The sequence below is a fragment of the Variovorax ginsengisoli genome, from assembly GCF_030811835.1.
GTDB lineage: Bacteria > Pseudomonadota > Gammaproteobacteria > Burkholderiales > Burkholderiaceae_C > Variovorax > Variovorax ginsengisoli_C.
This window is the reverse complement of sequence record NZ_JAUSRO010000010.1, coordinates 64,879-84,010: the sequence shown is the minus strand read 5'-3', so window position 1 is coordinate 84,010 and position 19,132 is coordinate 64,879. Positions and strand designations below refer to the sequence as shown.

The window sequence follows — 19,132 nt, the reverse complement described above, 5'->3', positions numbered from 1 at the left end:
GACCCACACCATGAAACTGCTCCTCAAGTTCAACCTGATCTTCCTGCTGGTCTTCCTCGTGGGGCTGGCTGGCTCCAGCCTCGTCGCGCGGACCCTGCTGCAGAAGGCTGCGACCGACGAGGTGGCCGATCGCGCACGCCTGCTCATCGAGAAGGCCAACGCGGTGAGCGCCTATACCGCCAACCAGATCAAGCCGCTGCTCGAAACGCAGATGAAATACACCTTCCTGCCGCAGTCGGTGCCGGCCTATTCGGCCGCCGAAGTGCTGGAGACACTGCAGAAGACCTATCCGGAGTACAGCTTCAAGTCGGCCATGCTCAATCCGACCAATCCGCGCGACAAGGCCGTCGCATGGGAAGAGGATGTGGTGAACCAATTCATCAAGACGCCCGACATGAAGGAATTCATCGGCCAGCGCGAGACGCCGACCGGCACCTCTCTCTACATCGCCCGGCCGATCCGCATCACCAACCCGGCCTGCATGTCCTGCCACACCACGCCGGACATGGCGCCCAAGACGCTGGTGGACCGCTACGGGCCTTCCAACGGCTTCGGCTGGAGGCTCAACGAGGTCATGGGCGCGCAGGTGGTCTCGGTTCCGATGACGGTGCCGATGCGCCGCGCCGACCAAGCCTTGCTGGTGGTCGCCGGCGTGCTCGCCACGGTCTTCCTGCTGATCGGCGCGGCGCTCAACTTCATGCTCTGGAAGCTGGTCATCCAGCCGGTGACGCGGCTGTCCGGCATCGCCGACAAGGTGTCGTTGGGTGAAGAAGCACCCGAGTTCGAAGTGAAGTCGAAAGACGAAATCGGCGTGCTGTCCGAGTCCTTCGGGCGCATGCGCAAGAGCCTGGACCAGGCCATGAAAATGCTCGAAGCCTGAGAGCGCACGGACAAGTTGACATCACCCCATGGCAGTTCCAGAGCGCATCGGCAAGTACACGATATCGGAGGTCCTGGGTCGCGGCGCGATGGGGGTCGTCTACAAGGGCTTTGACCCGCACATCCACCGGCCGGTGGCCATCAAGGTCATCCACAAGGAGCTGTTGGGCGACAACGAGGCCCAGGATTCCATCGCCGCGCGGTTCCGCAACGAGGCCCAGGCGGTCGGCCGCATCGCACATCCGGGCGTGGTGGCGATCTATGAGTTCGGCGAGGACGACAGCGCCGCCTACATCGCCATGGAGTTCGTGTTGGGCCGTAACCTCGACGAGGTACTGGCCGGCACGCCCCTCCTCGACGAAGCACAGGTGGTGCGCATCATGGAGCAGTTGCTCGGCGCACTGGCGGTGGCCCACGCGCACGGCGTCTGGCACCGAGACATCAAGCCCGCCAACCTGATCCTCACCGCTTCCGGCCAGGTCAAGCTGACCGATTTCGGCATCGCCCGCATCGAGCATGCCGGGCTGACCCAGGTCTCCTCGATGATCGGCACACCGGGCTACATGGCACCCGAGCAATACATGGGCGAAGGCGTCGACCACCGCGCGGACCTCTTCGCCTGCGGCGTGCTGCTGTATCGCCTGCTCACCGGCCGGCCTGCTTTCAGCGGCAGTGCCGAGGTGATCATGTACAAGATCCTGAACGAGCATCCCCCGGCACCCAGCGTGGTGAGCGAAGGCCGCCGGCCCGCCGCCTACGACGCGATCGTGGCGCGTGCCATGGCCAAGCTGCCAGCACAGCGCTTCACCAGCGCCCAGGAGATGCGCCAGGCCCTGCTCCACATCGCCAGCGGCGCCGGCGCTGCGGTGGCGCCACCGGCGGGCGGCAGCGATGCCACCGTGATCGTGGCACCAGGCCAATGGGCTGGCGCCGTGGACGTGGCGGCAAGGGCAACGCCACCCGCGCGACCACCCAGCGCGGTGACGGCAGCCAGCACCTCGATGCGAACGGCCGCCGTACCGACGGGCTGGGACCCGCAAGAGCTCAGCCGCATCGAACGTGCGCTGGCCAGCCACATCGGCCCCATGGCGCGACTGATGGTGCGACAGGCGGCCGGCAGCTGCAACGATGTGGTGAGCCTGGCCACCGCGGTATCGGTGCACATCCTCGAATCCGGCCGCCGCCAGGCCTTCATGAGCACTGCCACCGCCGGCAGCCAGGCCCAGCCCCTGGGCAGCGCTCTGGGCGCCGCACCCAGCCAGGCCCGGCCGACAGGCGGCGCCACGCAGCTGCCGGGCACGCTGGCACCGACGCCCATGGCCGCTGTGCTGAGCGAAGACTTCAGGGCCCGCGCCCTGCAGGTCATGGTGCGCCACCTGGGGCCCATCGCCAGGGTGGTTGTGAAACGCGCGGGCGACCAGTGCCTGGGCGACCGCAACCGTTTCGTGCAACTGCTGGTGGAAGCCGCAGCCGAAGGTGATCGTGCCGGCTTGCAGCGCGAACTGGCGGCGCTGGCGTGAGGCGGCACGGGCGGCACTTATGCCAATGGACGCCAGCCCCCGCTCGCACTGAGCTTCAAATCATAAATACAACTTTATTTATGTTAATTATTCTCTCTGATCCTCATCAGCGCCATTGGGTTTGCTGACTGCATCGTCGCAGTTGAGAACGGACGATGTCGAGTCAACCAGGTCATCTTGCTTTGGCAAACTACCGTACCCGCGCTGAGCAACTCGCAAATTCTTCAGCGCGGCATCGAACGTCGAACTACTGCTTCGTGCAGAAATAGCCACCACCCGGGAACGGTTTGCCGTTCAAGTCCAGTGCCTTGGAATGGTATCCCGTCGCCACATACTTGGTGTCCGCTTTATTGAGCGTCGCGCAGTCGGCAGCCGCCGTCATCGCGAGCGCGGGGGGAACGGGCCCGAAAGAGCCCACGTTGTCCCACCGAAGTTCATCCCCGTATTTCGATATTTTGGGAGCCACTTCGCCTTCCTTGGCTCCCGGAACTGCCGCGCAGCCCATCAACAGCATTGCGGTTCCGCTCGCCAGGAGCAAAAGGATTTTTTTCATGTTGAATTCCTTCAAAGTTAGACTTTGCGCCAAGCTGGCGCAAAGGAAAAAATACCAAACTGGCTCCTGCGTTGACATTTTGACGCAACTTGTTACAAATGCAGTTTACTCGATGGCGGATGAGCTTTCGCTTGGCTGATTTGCAAGGCGTTCAGGCCGCCACGGCCAGGGGCGGATGAAACAGTTGCCCGCCCTCCGCGCGCGATCAGCCACGGCGACGGCCTGTAGCGCTCGCCGTGCCGCTCGGCCAGTTGCACGCTCTGCGCGACGAAGGCCTGCAGGCCCACGCTCTCGATGTACGACAGCACGCCGCCGGTCCACGCGGGATAACCGATGCCGAAGATCGAGCCGACGTCCGCATCCGCCGGGTCGAGCACCACGCCCTCCTCGACGCAGCGCGCACCTTCCAGCGCCTGGATGGTGAGGAAGCGGCGCTTGAGCTCATCCACCGCGGGCTGCTGCGCCGCCGGTGGCCAATGCGTGGCCAGCTCGGGCCAGAGGAACTTGCGGCCGCCCTCGGGGTACTCGTAGAAGCCGGCGCCTGCGGCCTTGCCCTTGCGGCCGAGCTGTTCGACCATCCGGCGCGTGGCATCGATCGACAGGGCAGGCTCGTAGGGCGGCTGCACGCCGTCGGCCTGCCACTGGGCATAGACCTTGAGCGTGATGTCCAGCGACACCTCGTCGACGACCGCCAGTGGCCCCACCGGCATGCCGGCCTGGCGCGCAGCGTTCTCGATCAGCGCAGGCAGCACGCCCTCCTGCAGCATGGCGATGCCTTCCTTGACGAAGGTGCCGAAGACGCGGCTGGTAAAGAAGCCGCGGCTGTCGTTGACGACGATCGGCGTCTTTTTGAGTTGCGCCACCAGGTCGAGCGCCCGTGCCAGCGTGGCGTCGCTCGTCTGCTCGCCGCGGATCAGTTCGATCAGCGGCATGCGCTCGACCGGGGAGAAGAAATGGACACCGATGAAGTCTGCCGGGCGGTCGAACGCCTGCGCCAAGCCGGTGATCGGCAGCGTCGAGGTATTGCTGCCGAAGACGACCGTGGTCGGCAGCACGGCGGCGGCGCGGCGCGTCACGTCGGTCTTCACCTCACGGCTCTCGTACACGGCCTCGACCACGAAGTCGCAGCCTGCCAGATCGGCGTAGTCCTGCGTAGGCAGGATGCGCGCCAGCACGGCATCGGCCTGTTCGCGCGTGCTCTTCTTGCGCTCGATCGCCTTGTCGAGCTGGCGCGCCGCATGCGCCTTGCCACGCTCGGCCTGGGCCAGCGTGCTGTCGAGCAGCACCACCTCGATGCCGACGCCCGCCGCCACGTGCGCGACACCGGCGCCCATCATGCCGGCGCCCAGCACGCCGAGCTTGCGCACCTTGGACAGGGGCACACCGGCCGGGCGGTTGGCCAGCTTGTCCAGCCGCCCCTTGTTGACGAACATCGTGCGCATCAGGTTGCGCGCCACCGGGTCCGCCAGCAGGCGCCCGAAATACTTGCGCTCCAGGCGCAGCCCCACGTCCAGCGGCAACTGCGTGCCCTCGTAGACACAGGACAGGATGGCCAGCGGCGCGGGGAGGTTGCGCTGGGTCTGGCCTGCCAGCAGCGTGGTACCGGCGGTGAAGCTGCGGCTCGCATGCGGCGCCGTCGGCCCGACGCCGCCCGGCACCCGGAAGCCCTTGGCGTCCCACGGCTGCACCGCGCTCGGCTGCGCCAGCAGCCACCCGCGCGCCGCATCGACGACCTCGCCCGGCGCCGCGAGCGCGTGGACGATGCCCAGCTTGAGCGCCTCGGCGGGGCGCACGTGCCGGCCCGTGAGCAGCAGGCCCAGCGCCTTCTCGATGCCGATCAGGCGCGGCAGGCGCTGGGTGCCGCCGCCCGCGGGCAGCAGGCCCAGTCCGACCTCGGGCAGGCCGACCACCGCCTTGGGAAGGTCGACCAGCACGCGGTGGTGGCAGGCCAGCGCCAGTTCCAGCCCGCCGCCCAGTGCCAGGCCCTCGAGTGCGGCGGCGAACGGCTTGCCGCAGGTCTCGATGCGGCGGGCCAGGCGGCCGAAGGCCTCGCCGACCGCCGCGCCCTGCGCCGGCGCAATCGGACCCGTGTCGAACAGCGCGAGCAAGCCCTTGATGTCGGCGCCCGCCACGAAGCCGCCCGGCTTGCCGGACGTCAGGATGGCCCCGCGAATGTCGGGCGACGACGCCACCTGCTCCACCGCCTGGGCCAGGTCGGCGATCAGTTCCGGCGTCAGCACGTTCATCGGCCGGTCGGTCAGGTTGATCTCGATGAGCGCGACGCCATCGTCGCCGCTGTGCAGTTGAAGTGTGGTCATGGATTCGTTCCGGGCGGATGTCGGTTCGCGCATTTCAGACGCGCTCGATGAGGGTGGCGGTGGCCTGGCCGGCCGCCGCGCACAGGGTGATCAGGCCGGTGCGCAGGTCGCGCCGTTCCAGCTCGTCGAGCACGGTGCCCACCAGCATCGCGCCCGTGGCACCCAATGGATGGCCAAGGGCGATCGCGCCGCCGTTGACGTTGACACGGTCGTGCGGTGCGCCCGTGGCGCGCATGTAGCGCAGCACCACCGCGGCGAAAGCCTCGTTGACTTCGAACAGGTCGATGTCGCCGATGGTCATGCCGGCGCGACGCAGCACCTTTTCCGTCGCCGTGGCCGGGCCGTCGAGCATCAGGGTGGGCTCACTGCCGATGGCGGCACAGGCGCGCACCCGGGCACGCGGTCGCAGGCCGGCCTGGCGGCCGAATTCGGCCGAACCGACCAGCACGGCGGAGGCGCCGTCGACCACGCCGCTGGAGGTGCCGGCCGTGTGCAGATGCCGCACCGCTTCGAGCTGCGGATAGCGTTGCAGCGCCACCGCGTCGAAGCCGCCCTGCTCGCCGACGGCGTCGAAGGCCGGCTTGAGCGCCGCCAGGCTGGCCAGCGTGGCTTCCGCACGCGGGTATTCGTCGCGTGCCAGCACGACCTCGCCGATCACGTCGCGCACCGGCACCAGGGCCCGGTCGAAGCGCCCTTCGGCCACGGCGACCGCGCAGCGGCGCTGGCTCTCCAGGCCATAGGCATCGAGCTGCTCACGCGTGTAGCCGTCGAGCGTGGCCAGCAGGTCGGCCGACACGCCCGTCGGCGTGAAGTACGACTGCCAGATCACCTGCGGATCGCTGATCCAGGCGCCGCCCCCGGAGAGCGGCGCCACGCGCGACATGGACTCCACGCCACCGGCGACGATGGCATCGGCCTGGCCGGCCGCGACCTGCGCTGCGGCGAGGTTCACCGCGTCCAGGCCCGAGCCACAGAAGCGGTCGATCTGGATGCCCGGCACATGCTGCCCGTAGCCGGCCACCAGCGCGGCCAGCCGTGCGATGTCGGCGCCCTGCTCGCTGTAGGCGTTGGTGCAACCCAGGATCACGTCGTCGACCAGCGCGGTGTCGAGTGCATGCCGCTCGCGCAGGGCGGCGAGCACCTGGGCCGCCAGCTGCACCGGCGTGATTTCATGCAGGGCGCCGTCGCCGCGCCCTCTTCCGCGCGGCGTGCGCAGGTGGTCATAGATGTATGCGGTGTCCATGGGTCTGTTGTCCGTTCTTCATGTGGTGAGCCTCCCGAAGAGTCTCGGGATGCGGGATGCCGTGCCTGTCTTTGCTGGCGCCAGTCTGCCCACGCCAGCGGCGCGGGGCATCGGCGTAACCGACGAATCGGACGGGTCCTAGTCGGGGTCTTGCGTGTAGTCGGCCTTGGTGGCGCCGCACTCCGGGCAGCACCAGTCCTCCGGCACGTCGGCCCAGCAGGTGCCGGGCGCCACGCCGGCGTCGGGGTCGCCCAGCGCTTCGTCGTACACGTGGCTGCAGAAGCCGCAGCGCCATCGGCTCATGCCGCGCTCCTGCGGCCCGGCACCACCACCGGCCGGATCGCCAGGCCGTACTGCACGGCCAGGTCGCGCTGGCGCAGCTCCGGCTCGATCAGGGCCCAGATGAGCGGATGGTTGTAGGGCGGCGCCGAGGGATAGAGGTGGTGCAGCAGGTGGTAGTTGTGGAACTGCAGCAGCGGCCCCAGCCAACGCTCGCTGCCCAGGCGCATCGAGGTCGCCAGGGTCAGGTTCTGTTCCGACGAGACATCGTGCTTGACGTGCGGCAGCCAGAAGAACACGCAGCCGAACAGCATCATGGTCACGCGCGCCGGAATCAGCCACAGCAGCAGCACCTGCATGCCGTACCCCATCCACACCAGCACGCCGATGACGGCCAGCAGCATGGCCAGCGCGCCGAAGGTGGTGCGCAGCTGGCGCCTGGCGATGGCATCGCCCTTGCGCGGGATGAAGATCAGGTAGCCCAGGTCAAAGCTCATCCAGCGCAGCGGCAGGGTCCACCAGCGGCCATGGATCCATTCGTCGGGATCTTTCGCGCCATTGGTGTGGCGGTGGTGCTGCATGTGCGCCCAGCGGAACATGCCCAGGGTGCCGTGCGGCGCAATCATCAGCAGCCCGATGCGGCCGATCCAGTCGTTGAGCCGGGCGTTGGAGGAGATGGCGCGGTGCGTCGCATCGTGGATCACGCCGAACAACGGGTACATGAACAGCACGTTGAGGACGCTGGCCACGCCGAGGGGGAGCACGCCGCTCAGCGCCAGGATATCGCTCGTTGCGATGCCGACGACGGCGATCGTCCACATCCAGAGCGTCGGCCATGCGAGCAGCGGCGGAAGCGTCAGGGCGCGCAGACGCGCCGCCTTGTCCGGGGGGACGGCCAGCGGCATGGCGTCGGGGTGAAGGGCAGTGGCCATGGGAAGTCTCCTGATGAGTCGTTGGAAGAGGAAGCGATGGGAAGTCGTTGTCAGCAGCGCATCAGCGCCGCAGCGCGCTCGGCCACCATGACGGTGCAGGCGTGGGTGTTGCCGCCGATCGCATCCGGGATCACCGAAGCGTCCACGACACGCAGGCCTGGCACGCCATGCACGCGCAGTTGCGCATCGACGACGGCCTGGTCGTCGTGGCCCATGCAGCAGGTGCCCACGGGGTGGTAGATGGTGTCGGCGCCGGCCCGGATGGCCGCGCGCACCTCGTCGTCGCTGCGCGGCATGCGCCGGTCCAACGGCCGCAGGCCATGACAGGCCAGCGCTGGCTGCGCGAGGATCCGTTCGACCTCACGGTGGCCCGCCAGCAGGGTCTCGAGGTCGTCCGGATGGTCGAGGAAGCAAGGGTCGATGCGCGGCGCGGCCAGCGGATCGGCGCTGGCCAGCTCGACCGTGCCGCGCGACTTCGGCCGCAGGCAGCAGGTGTGCACCGACAGGCCGTGGCCGAGCCTCAGCTTGCGACCGTGCGCCTCGAGCATCGCCACCACGAAATGCAGCTGCACATCGGGCTCGGGCAGCTCCGGCCGGGTCTTCAGGAAAGCGCCGGCCTCCGCGGCATTGGTCGCGAACATGCCGCGCCGCGCGCCACGCCAGCGGCGCCAGTGGCCCGCCATGCGCCACAGCCCGCGCGCAGAGAACCCCACCAGATCGGGGCTGTCGCAGCGCCGCACGATCACATGGTCGACGTGGTCCTGCAGGTTGCGGCCGACGCCCGGCAGGTGGTGCTGCACGGCGATGCCCCAGCGCCCGAGTGCCTCGCCGTCACCGATGCCCGAGAGCATCAGCAACTGAGGCGACTGGAACACGCCCGCGGCCAGCACCACCTCGCGCCGGGCCCGCACGGTGTGCAGCACGCCATCGCGCCGGTATTCGACGCCGACCGCACGGCCCTGCTCGACGAGCACGCGCGTGGCGTGCGCCTGGGTCCGTACCTCCAGGTTGGCACGCGCGCCGCGGTACGGGTCGAGGAACGCGCGCGCCGCCGAGCAGCGCTCACCGTCGCGCTGGTTGAGCTGGAAGCGGCACACGCCTTCCTGCTCGGCACCGTTGGGGTCGGGGTTGAAGCGGTGACCGGCCTGCTGCGCCGCGTCGATGAAGTGCCGCGTGAACGGGTTGTCGCTGCGCTGCTCCGACACGGCCAGCGGCCCGTCCTGTCCATGGAAGGGCGCGCCGAAGGTCTCGTTGCGCTCGCTCAGCCGGAAGAACGGCAGCACGTCCTCGTAGCTCCAGCCCGCGTTGCCTTGCGCGGCCCAACGGTCGTAGTCGTTGCGATGGCCGCGCACATAGACCATGGCGTTGATGGCCGAAGAGCCGCCGAGGCCGCGACCGCGTGGTGCGTAGCTGCGCCGCCCACCCAGGCCGGGCTGGGGCACGGACTCGAAGCCCCAGTTGTGCGCGTTAGCCCGCGGCACCAGGGCCGAGATACCCAGCGGTATGCGGTGCATCCATGTGTTGCCTTCGCCCCCGGCTTCGAGCAGCAGGACGCGGTGGCGGGCGTCCTCGCTCAGGCGCGACGCCAGGGTCGCGCCGCCCGAGCCGCCGCCGATCACGATGTAGTCGAAGTGTTGCACGCTGTATATCCATCTGCGTTTTGGTAGCTGGTCAGCGTATGCAGCCGCTCGGCCCCGCGCCCAGTACGAAAGTCGGGACAAGGGAAAACACGCAGAGGGGCCGTGCGTCCCTCGGCCACTCCGGGAAAGTCCTCGCCAAACCCATACTTCCGATGGGCCTGCGCGCCTCGTGCGCAGGTAGGCTCTCTGCGGGGTCCGCCCCGAGACAGAACAACAAGGAGACCAGCGATGACTGAGCATTCAGGCCACGCTTTGCCCACCGGCGCCTTGCCGTGGAACAAGTTCCATCCCCCGCTGTGCGAGTTCGAGGCCATCATCCCGCCGGCGGCTGCGGGCCTCGCGCGCGCCGCCACACTCCCCCGGCTGGCCTTGCTCTGCGCGCCGCCGGGCTACGGCAAGACGGTCCTCATGACCGGGCTGTACGAACGCCACCTGCAACGCGGCACACGATGCGCCTGGATCACGCTCGACGACCGCGACCGCGAACTGCACCAACTCGTGCGCCTGATCGATCAAGCCATCGACCAGGCGCTGGGCCCGGGTGCATGCGGCGACGCACCACCCGCCCTCCAGCACGCCGACGGGTTGACCGCCCTGCACCAGCGGCTGCTGGGCCTGCAGGAGCCTCTGGCCCTGTTTATCGATAACCTGCACCATTGCACCGACGAACGCCTGGGCGAATTGCTCGGGCCGCTGGTGTTCGACGGCACCCGGCTGCTGCGCTGCGTTTTCTCCAGCGTGCACGACCTGCCGCTGGACCTGGCACGCGCCAAGATGGAACTCAACGCGGTGCACCTGCAGGTCGAGCATCTGATGTTCGACGGCCAGTGCAGCGCGCAGCTGTTCGAGCAGGCCTCGCTGGAGACCAGCGCAGAACTGATCGCGCGCAGCCAGGAACGCACCGAAGGCTGGCCCGCCGCGCTCCGCCTGCTGGCCGTCCTGTCGCAACAGCAAGGCAGCCTGCGGGGCGCGCTGGCGCAGTTCTCGGGCGAGGACGTCGACATCGCGGACGTCCTTGCGCAACGCGTGCTGACCGGCTTCGAACCCGAGGTGGTGACCTTCCTGCGTGAGATCGCGTTGCTCCGGGAGTTCTCCGCGCCGTTGGCCCGGCAAGCCACCGGGTGCGAGCAGGCGGCGCAATGGATCGAGCTGCTGCGCTCGCGCAACGTGCTGCTCTTTCCGCTCGACCGCAACCGGCGCTGGTGGCGATTGCACACGCTGCTGCGCCAGTACCTGCTCGGCACGGGCGAAGCCTCGATCACCACGGCGCGGCGCCAGGACGTGTTGCAGCACGCCGCGCGCTGGCATGCCGACCATGGCGACATGACGCATGCCATCGACCTGGCGATCGAGGCCGGTGCGATGCCGATGGCACGCGCCTGGCTGGACACGATCGCCCAGCGCGTCGTGGCCGACCAGGGCCTGCTGGTGCAGTTCGTGCGGTGGGTCGAAGTGCTCAGTGCCGCCGGCTTTGCGCCATCGCACGAGGCCCAGGCCTGGCACATCTGGTCGCTGTGCTTCACCCGGCAATCCGAGCGTGCGCTGCGGGCGCTCGATGCGCTGAGCCAGCAAGGCCAGACGGGCGAAACCTGTCCGGTCGACATCGCCATGCAGCAGCGGCTGCGCCTGCAGCGCGCGGTCGCTCTCGCGCACACCGATGCCATGGCGCAGTGCGTGATCGACGCCGACGACTGGCTGGCGCAGGACAACGGCCGCGATGCCTACGGCACCTGCATCGCCCATGGCGCCGTCGGCGTTGTAGAGCTCGCACGCGGCGCACCGGTCGTGGCCTGGCGCCGCATCCTGCTAGCCGAAGGCGCAATCTCGCGCACCGAGAGCCCATATGGCCGCACCTTGGTCGAAACGGTCGCCAGCTGCATCCTGATCGCCCGAGGCGAACCGCTCGACGCCGAACGCCGGCTGACGGCCGCACGCCTCGCCTTCAGCCAGGCGCTGGAAACGGACTCGGACCTGATCCACACGCTCGACCTTGTGCATTCACGCGCCCTGCTGGACCTGGGCCGCACAGAGGAAGCGCGCGCCGCTGCGCTGCGCGGCCTGGTCTCGGCCGGGCGCTATGGCGTGACCGATTGCGTGGCACCGGGCCTGTCGGTCTGCGTGGCCCTGGGCCAGGCGGACGACGCCGAACAAGCAAGCAGACTCGATGCGGTCGCACGGAACTACCCGCCGCGCCTGCAGTGCCTGCTCGATGCCTTTCGCGTGCGTCGCCTGCTGCGGCTGGAACTGCGCGATGCCGCGCGCGAGCTGGCGCGCACCACCGGCCTGCTGGATGCGTCACAGTCCCCGGCCGAACCGGCACCGCCCTGGGACGACGGCCAGTTCCATATGGCACGCATCGAGCTGATGGCCACGAGCGGCCGTTCGGCCCACATGCAGGACGAGATCGCCGTGCAGGTCCGGCAGGCCCGGGCCGCGGGCCGGCTGCGCGATCTGCTGGAGTGGCACCTGCTGTCCGCGAGCCTCCATGTTCGGGCCGGCGAGCAGCCGCGCGCCGTGCGCCAGCTCGCGCTGGCCATCGCGCTCGCGGCGACACGGCGGCTGCTGTGGCCGTTCATCGAACATGCAAACGCCATCGGTGCCATCCTCCAGCGCGCGCGCAACAAGGACTTCGGCTTCACGCAGCCCGACGAGCTGCAGCTGCTCGAGCGGCTGCGCCATTGCGGGCAGGACGCTCCCCCGGCGAATGCCGACGCGCCCGCAGTCGAACACCTGACCACGCGCGAGCTGCAGCTCATCGAGCTGCTGGGCCTCGGGCTGGACAACCAGCAGATCGCGGACCGCGCGGGCCTGTCGGTGCCGACCGTGAAATGGCATCTGTACAACTGCTACGCCAAGCTCGGCGTGAAGACGCGGATCGCCGCGGTCACACGGGCGCGCGCGATCGGCGCCATCGTGTGAGGCCAGGCCGTGCGGTCAGGGCTGCGGCAAGGTCGCGCATCGCGTGGGTTTTCCCTAGCGCACCACCATACTTTCGAAGGGCAGGGGCGCCGCCGGCCCCGCTGAAGATCACTCCGAGATCAACACAAGAGCACAGCTCGGAGACAACATGCACCTCAGCCCTTCACGCGCGGCCCTGCTGCTGGCCCTGTCCAGCGCGGCACTTCCTGCGCTCGCGCAAACCTCGCCCTGGTCGGTCCGCGCCGGTGTCGCCGCCATCCGGTTCGACACGCGCAGCACCGTGGAGCTCCCCACGGGCTCCGTCTTTCCGGGCGGGGATATCCACATCAAGAACAACACGGCGGCTGCGCTCGAGATCGGCTATGCACTGACGCCGGACTGGACCTTGCGAACCGCCCTCGGCACCCCGCCCACCACCACGCTGACGAACGCTGGCACGCTGCCGGCTGCCCCCACCGGCACCCTGGGCAAGATCCGCTATGCCCCTCTGATGCTGACGGCCACCTACGACCTGGGCAACCTGGGGCCGGTGCGTCCCTATGTCGGTGCAGGCATCAGCTATGTCTGGGTCATGAAGACGTATGACGGCGACATCGCGGGACTGAAGGCCGACAACGCCTGGGGCTCGGTGCTGCAGGCCGGCATCGACATTCCGCTGTCGCCGCAGTGGAGCCTGTTCCTCGACGCGCGCAAGGTGTTCGTCAAGACCACGGCACGCGGCACGGTCCCCGCATTCGGCAATGTGCCCGGCACGGCGCGCGTCAAGCTCGACCCGTCCATCTACGTGGTCGGTGTCGGCTATCGCTTCTGAGCACGATGCATGCCCTGGACCACCCCACCGCCGAGCAGCTGCAGCAGCAGCTCGCGCGCATGCGCGCCGCCTTCACCGCGCAGCCCGACCCCACGCTGGCCACACGCCTGGCCCAGCTGCGGGCGCTGCGCGATGGCCTGCGGCGCCATCAGGATCTGCTGTGCGACGCCATGTCGACGGACTTCGGCGGACGCTCGACCACCGAGTCCAAGCTGGCCGACGTGCTCGGACTGGTGCTGGAAATCGACCATGCGGTGCACCGCCTGCGCCGATGGATGAAGCCGCAGCGCCGGCGTACCGAGCTGCTGTTCCGCATCAACAAGGCGTGGGTCGAATACCAGCCCAAGGGCGTGGTCGGCGTGATCGCGCCGTGGAACTTCCCGTGCTACCTCTCCATCGGCCCGCTGATCACGGCCATCGCCGCAGGCAACCGCGCGATGATCAAGATGTCGGAGTTCACGCCCGCCACCACGCAAGCGGTGCGCCGCCTGCTGGCCGAGGTGTTCGACGAAAGCGAGGTGTGTGTCGTCGATGGGCCGGTGCCGGTGGCGCAGGCCTTCTCGGCCCTGCCCTTCGACCACCTGGTCTTCACCGGATCGACCGCGGTCGGCCGCGAGGTGATGCGCGCCGCGGCCGACAACCTGGTGCCCGTCACCCTCGAGCTGGGCGGCAAGTCGCCCGCCATCGTGTCGCGCACGGCCAGCCTGCAGGATGCGGCGGCCAAGCTGGCGCATGGCAAGAGCTTCAACGCCGGCCAGATCTGCATCGCACCCGACTACGCGCTGGTCCCGGCCGAGCAGATGCAGGCCTTCGTCGAGCACGTGCAGCAGGCGTTCGGCGCCATGCACCCCCAGGGCGCGGCCCACGACGAAGACTACACCTGCATCGTGAGCGCGCGCCATGCCGAACGCCTGCATGCGCTGCTGGCCGACGCCGCCGACCAGGGCGCGCAGGTGATCGCCTGCGGCGACCTGCGACCCGGTCGGCGTATCCCTTTGCACATCGTCCTGAACGTCAAGCCGTCCATGCGCATCGCACGCGAAGAGCTGTTCGGGCCCATCCTCCCCGTGCTGCCTTACGAATCGTTCGACGAGGTGCTGGCCCATCTGCATGAAGCGCCACGTCCGCTGGCCATGTACTACTTCGGCCATGACCGTGACGAATCGACACGCCTGCGGCGCCACACGCATGCCGGTGGCATGACGATCAACGACTGGGGCTGGCATGTGTTCCAAAACGACCTGCCGTTCGGCGGCATCGGCCCCTCGGGCATGGGCAGCTACCACGGCCTGGAAGGCTTCCAGGCGCTGTCGCATGCCAAGCCGGTGTTCCAGGAACGGCGCCTGTTCCCCGTGCGGCTTTTCCACCCGCCCTATGGCGGCTGGGTGCAGCGCCTGAGCCTCGCCCTCTACCTGGGGCGCCCGCCGCGCCCCGCCGCCACACCCCTCCACCCTCTTGCCTCTTCGTCCCACCATGACCACGCCTGACTTCCAACCGCTGCACATCGGCCTGCACGCCGCCGCCCGCCCCAACCGCACCGCCGTGGTCATGGCCGACGGCAGCGCCCGCCTGGACTACGCCGCCCTCGACCGGCGATCGCGCCGCCTGGCGGTGCATCTGCGCCGCCAGGGCCTGGGGCGCGGCGACCACATCGCGGTGCTGATGCGCAACAACGTCGACTACTTCAGCGTCTGCTGGGCCGCGCAGCGCTGCGGCCTCTACTTCACGCCTGTGAACTGGCATCTGGCGCCCGACGAGGTCGCCTACATCGTCAAAGACTGCGGTGCCAAGGCCCTGATCGTCTCGCCGACCGAACTCGAAGTCGCCGCCACGTTTGCGCATCGCCTGCCGCAGCTGAGCATCCGCCTGGTCGGCGGCGCGGCGCAGGGTGGCTTCGACAGCCTGGACGCCATCCTCGACGACCCCGCCAGCGACGGCGCCACGCTCGACGAGATCGAAGGCCAGCCCATGTTCTATTCCTCCGGCACGACCGGGCGGCCCAAGGGCATCAAGCGCCCCGCCGCAGCCGCGCCCTGGGGCTCGCCTGGCATGGGTGATCAGCTGGCCGCCCGGCTGCACGGCATCGATGCCGGCGCCGTGCTGCTGTCGCTGGCGCCGCTCTACCATGCCGCGCCGCTGTCCTGGGCCATGGCCGCCTTGCGCTACGGCGGCGAGGTCGTGGTCATGCCCAAGTTCAAGCCCGCGGAGGCGCTGACAGCGATCGCGCAGCACCACGTCACCCATGCGCAGTTCGTTCCCACCATGTTCGTGCGCCTGCTCGAACTGCCCGAGGCCGAACGCCGCCGCCACGACCTGGCGAGCCTGCGCATGGTGGTGCACGCCGCGGCGCCCTGCCCGATCGAGGTGAAGCAGCGCATGCTCGACTGGTTCGGGCCGATCGTCCACGAGTACTACGCTGGCAGCGAGAACAACGGACTGTGCGCCGCGGGACCGCAGGACTGGATGAGCCACCCGGGCACCGTGGGCCGTGCCCTGTTCGGCCAGGTGCGCGTCCTCGACGAAGCGGAGGACGAACTTCCCGCCGGCGAGATCGGCGCGCTCTACTTCAGCGGAACCCCGCGCTTCGAGTACCACAACGATCCGCAGAAGACGCAGCGCGCGTTCAGCAAGCAGGGCTGGAGCACGCTGGGCGATTTCGGCCACATCGATGAGGATGGCTTCGTCTACCTGGCCGACCGGCGCACCGACCTGATCATCTCCGGGGGCGTCAACATCTATCCGCGCGAGACCGAGGAAGCGCTGATGGGCCATCCGGCCGTGCACGACGCGGCGGTGGTGGGTGCGCCGAGCGCCGAGTTCGGCGAGGACGTGCTGGCCGTGGTGGAGCTGCGCGACGGGGTGGCGCCCTCCACGGCGCTGGCGCAGGAACTCATCGACTTCTGCCGCACCCGGATCGCCCACTTCAAGTGCCCGCGGCGCGTCGAGTTCGGCATCCTGCCACGCACCCCGACCGGCAAGCTGCTGCGCCGGGTCGTCAAGGAACAGTGGCGCACCGCGCCGGCGGCGACCGTGTAGACGTCAGGCCCGTGGCGGGAACACGGGCCTGCGCTTGTGCAGGAAGGCCTGCACGCCTTCGGCGAAACAGGGTCCATCGATGAGCTCGCGCTGCCGGTCCCGCTCATAGTCCAGTTGCTGCGCCAGCGTGTGGCCGGCCGAGGCGTCGAACAGCGCGCGCGCCTCCTGGATCGCATGCGCCGGCAACGCGGCCAGTTGGTCCGCCAGCCGGGCAGCCTCGGCGGGCAGTTGGTCGTCGTCGACGCACGCCCAGATCAACCCCCATTGCGCGGCCTGCTCGGCACTGACCCGATCCCCCAGCAAGGCCAGGCCCATGGCGCGGGCACGGCCGGCCGCGCGCGGCAGGAACCAGCTGCTGCCCATGTCCGGCACGATACCGAGCGCGGGAATGAACGGCAGGTAGAAATAGCTCGACCGCGCCGCCACCACAATGTCGCCCGCCAGCGCCAGGCCCGCGCCGCCTCCGACCGCCGCGCCCTGGAGGGCGCAAACGACCGGCACCGGAAGCGCGCGCAACTGCTCGACCAGCCGGTTGCCGCCTTCGGTCATCAGCGCAGCCACCTCGGCACCGAGGGACGGCGCGCCGGCAGGCCGCGGTGCAGCCAGCGCCGGTAGGTCGGCGCCAGCGCTGAAGGCGCGGCCCCGGCCGGTGAGGACGAGGGCCCGGATGCGATGGTCGTCACGCACTTGGCGCAAGGCGTCGAGGCACGCACGCACCAGCGGCTCGCCCAAGGGGTTCATGCGCCCTGGGTCGTTGAGCGTCAGGGTCGCCACCTGTCCGTCGATGTCGAACTGCACCCATGATTCCGTCATGCCTGCTCCCTGTTCAAGGTTCCTCCCGCCCGCGATCCGGTTCACAGCTCGCGCGCGATCAGCTCTTTCATGATCTCGTTGGTGCCGCCATAGATGCGCTGCGCGCGCGCGTCGACGTAGGCCTTGGCGATCGGGTATTCGGCCATGAAGCCGTAGCCGCCGTGGAGCTGAACGCAGGCGTCGACTACCTTGCCCTGCAGGTCGGTGGTCCAGTACTTGGCCATCGACGCCATCTGCGCATCGAGTTCGCCGCGCAGCAGAAGCTGCATGCAACGATCGACGAAGACGCGGCCGATGCGCAGCTCGGTCTTGAGTTCAGCCAGCGTGAAACGCGCGGTCTGGAAGTCGATCACCGCCTGGCCGAAGGCCTTGCGCTCGCGCACGTAGGCCAGCGTCCAACCATAGGCCGCCTCCGCCGCGGCGATGGCCGAGATCGCGATCTGCAGACGCTCCCAGGGCAGCTCGCGCATCAGGTAGGCGAAGCCCTTGTTCTCCTCGCCCAGCAGATTGCCGACCGGCACGCGCACCTGGTCGAAGAACAGCTCGCCGGTGTCCTGCGACTTGAGGCCCATCTTCTTGAGCGGCGCACCCTTGGTCAGCCCCGGCGAGGCTGCATCGACCACCAGCAGGCTCACGCCCTTGGCGCCGGCCTGCGGGTCGGTCTTGGCAACGACGATCACCATGTCGCAGACGCTGGCGTTGGAGATGAAGGTCTTGGAACCCGACACCACGAAATGCTCGCCGTCACGCACCGCGGTCGTGCGCACAGCCTTCACGTCGGAGCCGCCGCTGGGCTCGGTCATGGCCAGGGCGCCGACGATCTCGCCGGCCACCATCTTCGGCAGGTAGGCCTGCTTGAGCGCTTCGCTGCCGTAGTGCAGCACGTAGTTGGTGACGATGTCCGAGTGCATCGCGAACGACAGGCCCATGTTGCTGTAGGGCGCCGCCTCCTCCAGCAGCGCCGCGGTGTAGAGCAGGTCGGCCCCCGGTCCGCCGTAGGCCTCCGGGACGGTCGGGCACAGCAGCCCGGCCGCGCCGGCGCGATCGAACAGGCTGCGTTCGAAGCCGCCTTGCGACTCCCAACGCTCCAGGTTCGGGGCGACTTCGTGTTCCATGAAGCGCGCCACGGTGTCGCGGAACTGCACATGCTCGGGACCAAACAGATCGCGTGGGTACATTGGGTTGTCTCTCGAAGTGGATGAAGTGGTTCGGGCGGGCATCAGGCCGCCTGCGGTGTTCTCAGCGCCGCCGCCAGGGGCAGGGCTGAAGCCGCAAGGTATTCGGTGCGCAGCCGGGCAATCAACGCCGCGGCCGACGGCACGTCGCCGATGGTGGCCACGCCGTGCCCCGCGCTCCACACGTCGCGCCAGGCCTTGGGGCCGTCGGCGCGCCGCTGACCGGCCTCGCGCTGCCAGTCGGCACCATAGGCCTGCTGCAGGCTCTTCAACAGCATGTTGGCGTGCGTGCCGGAGACCAGGTCCGTGTAGACGATGTCGGCTGCCGATGCGTCGAGCACCATCTGCTTGAAGGCGGGCACCGCGCGGCATTCCTGCGTCGCGATGAAGCGGCTGCCGAGGTAGGCCAGGTCGGCGCCCAGCACCTCGGCCGCACGCACGCCCTGCCCGTCGCTGATGGCGCCGCCGAGCACCAGCGGGCCGTCCCAGAAGCTGCGCAGTTCGCGCGCCAGGCTGAACAGGCTCTGGGTGCCCGCGTGGCCGCCAGCGCCGCTGCCCACGGCGATGAGCCCGTCCACGTCCGCATCGATGGCCTTGCGCGCATGCTTGGCGTGGATCGCGTCGCTGAACACCACGCCGCCATAGCCGTGCACGGCCTCGATCACCTGGCCGGGATGGCCCAGGCTGGTGATGACGAAGGGCACGCGATGCGCGACCAGAACCGCGAGGTCCGCGTCCAGCCGGGTGTTGGACGGGTGCAGGATCAGGTTGACGCCGTAGGGCGCGGGCGCTTCCTCGGCCGCGGGTGCCAGCGCCGAGCCGATCTCCGACAGCCAGGCGCCGAACTCCTCGGTCGTGCGCGTGTTCAGCGCCGGGAAGGTGCCGGCAACACCCGCCCGGCAACAGGCGATGACCAGTTCCGGCCCGGAAATCAGGAACATGGGGGCGGCGATGACGGGCACGCTGAAGCGCCCGAGGAAAGAGGATGGGAGAGGCACGGAACGTCCTTGTGAA

15 protein-coding genes are annotated in these 19,132 nt (G+C 69.0%); 6 read left to right on the top strand and 9 right to left on the bottom strand.

The features are described from left to right. Positions 1-10: 10 nt before the first annotated feature. Both J2W36_RS16330 and J2W36_RS16325 read left to right on the top strand, forming a co-directional pair. Positions 11-880, top strand: a complete 870-nt coding sequence (locus J2W36_RS16330) for a c-type heme family protein (RefSeq protein WP_307690812.1) — start codon at positions 11-13, stop codon at positions 878-880. Between the two features lie 28 nt (positions 881-908). Further along, on the top strand, positions 909-2,399 hold the full coding sequence (locus J2W36_RS16325; RefSeq protein WP_307690811.1) for a serine/threonine-protein kinase: 1,491 nt from the start codon (positions 909-911) through the stop codon (positions 2,397-2,399). A 247-nt stretch (positions 2,400-2,646) separates the two neighbouring features. Here the strand turns inward: J2W36_RS16325 and J2W36_RS16320 are convergent, their stop codons facing one another. The 6 genes from J2W36_RS16320 to J2W36_RS16295 all read right to left on the bottom strand — a co-directional run bounded on the left by J2W36_RS16320 (position 2,647) and on the right by J2W36_RS16295 (position 9,364). Next, positions 2,647-2,952 (bottom strand): hypothetical protein, encoded by a 306-nt coding sequence (locus J2W36_RS16320; protein WP_307690810.1) that lies wholly within the window; start codon positions 2,950-2,952, stop codon positions 2,647-2,649. 92 nt (positions 2,953-3,044) lie between these two features. Further along, a complete protein-coding gene (locus tag J2W36_RS16315; RefSeq protein ID WP_307690809.1) occupies positions 3,045-5,270 on the bottom strand; it encodes a 3-hydroxyacyl-CoA dehydrogenase NAD-binding domain-containing protein in 2,226 nt (741 codons plus the stop codon). A 34-nt stretch (positions 5,271-5,304) separates the two neighbouring features. Then, positions 5,305-6,513: an acetyl-CoA C-acetyltransferase gene (locus J2W36_RS16310; RefSeq protein ID WP_307690808.1), complete on the bottom strand. Its 1,209-nt coding sequence runs from the start codon at positions 6,511-6,513 to the stop codon at positions 5,305-5,307. Between the two features lie 138 nt (positions 6,514-6,651). Further along, on the bottom strand, positions 6,652-6,816 hold the full coding sequence (locus tag J2W36_RS16305; protein WP_307690807.1) for a rubredoxin: 165 nt from the start codon (positions 6,814-6,816) through the stop codon (positions 6,652-6,654). After that, positions 6,813-7,724, bottom strand: a complete 912-nt coding sequence (locus J2W36_RS16300; protein ID WP_307690806.1) for a fatty acid desaturase — start codon at positions 7,722-7,724, stop codon at positions 6,813-6,815. The genes J2W36_RS16305 and J2W36_RS16300 overlap by 4 nt, the downstream gene beginning before the upstream one ends. Before the next feature lie 50 nt (positions 7,725-7,774). Then, the gene (locus J2W36_RS16295; RefSeq protein ID WP_307690805.1) at positions 7,775-9,364 is read right to left on the bottom strand and encodes a GMC family oxidoreductase; all 1,590 of its coding nucleotides are present in this window, start codon (positions 9,362-9,364) and stop codon (positions 7,775-7,777) included. A gap of 228 nt (positions 9,365-9,592) precedes the next feature. Here J2W36_RS16295 and J2W36_RS16290 point away from each other — a divergent pair, with 228 nt between their 5' ends. From J2W36_RS16290 to J2W36_RS16275, 4 genes are all read left to right on the top strand, one after another. Next, positions 9,593-12,283, top strand: coding sequence for a winged helix-turn-helix domain-containing protein (locus J2W36_RS16290; RefSeq protein WP_307690804.1), 2,691 nt, complete (start codon positions 9,593-9,595; stop codon positions 12,281-12,283). Between the two features lie 148 nt (positions 12,284-12,431). Further along, positions 12,432-13,094, top strand: coding sequence for an OmpW/AlkL family protein (locus J2W36_RS16285; RefSeq protein ID WP_307690803.1), 663 nt, complete (start codon positions 12,432-12,434; stop codon positions 13,092-13,094). 5 nt (positions 13,095-13,099) lie between these two features. Continuing rightward, entirely contained in the window at positions 13,100-14,581 is a 1,482-nt protein-coding gene (locus tag J2W36_RS16280) for a coniferyl aldehyde dehydrogenase (protein WP_307690802.1), read from the top strand. Continuing rightward, complete coding sequence (locus J2W36_RS16275; protein WP_307690801.1) at positions 14,568-16,130, top strand: AMP-binding protein; 1,563 nt, start codon at positions 14,568-14,570, stop codon at positions 16,128-16,130. Before J2W36_RS16280 ends, J2W36_RS16275 begins: the two co-directional genes overlap by 14 nt. A gap of 3 nt (positions 16,131-16,133) precedes the next feature. Here the strand turns inward: J2W36_RS16275 and J2W36_RS16270 are convergent, their stop codons facing one another. Genes J2W36_RS16270 through J2W36_RS16260 form a run of 3 tightly spaced genes read right to left on the bottom strand, consistent with a single transcriptional unit; the run spans position 16,134 to position 19,116 of the window. Continuing rightward, positions 16,134-16,943, bottom strand: a complete 810-nt coding sequence (locus tag J2W36_RS16270; RefSeq protein ID WP_307690800.1) for an enoyl-CoA hydratase-related protein — start codon at positions 16,941-16,943, stop codon at positions 16,134-16,136. A gap of 41 nt (positions 16,944-16,984) precedes the next feature. Then, positions 16,985-18,121 (bottom strand): acyl-CoA dehydrogenase family protein, encoded by a 1,137-nt coding sequence (locus J2W36_RS16265; protein ID WP_307690799.1) that lies wholly within the window; start codon positions 18,119-18,121, stop codon positions 16,985-16,987. A gap of 41 nt (positions 18,122-18,162) precedes the next feature. Further along, a complete protein-coding gene (locus J2W36_RS16260) occupies positions 18,163-19,116 on the bottom strand; it encodes an NAD(P)H-dependent flavin oxidoreductase (RefSeq protein WP_307690798.1) in 954 nt (317 codons plus the stop codon). Positions 19,117-19,132 lie beyond the last annotated feature (16 nt).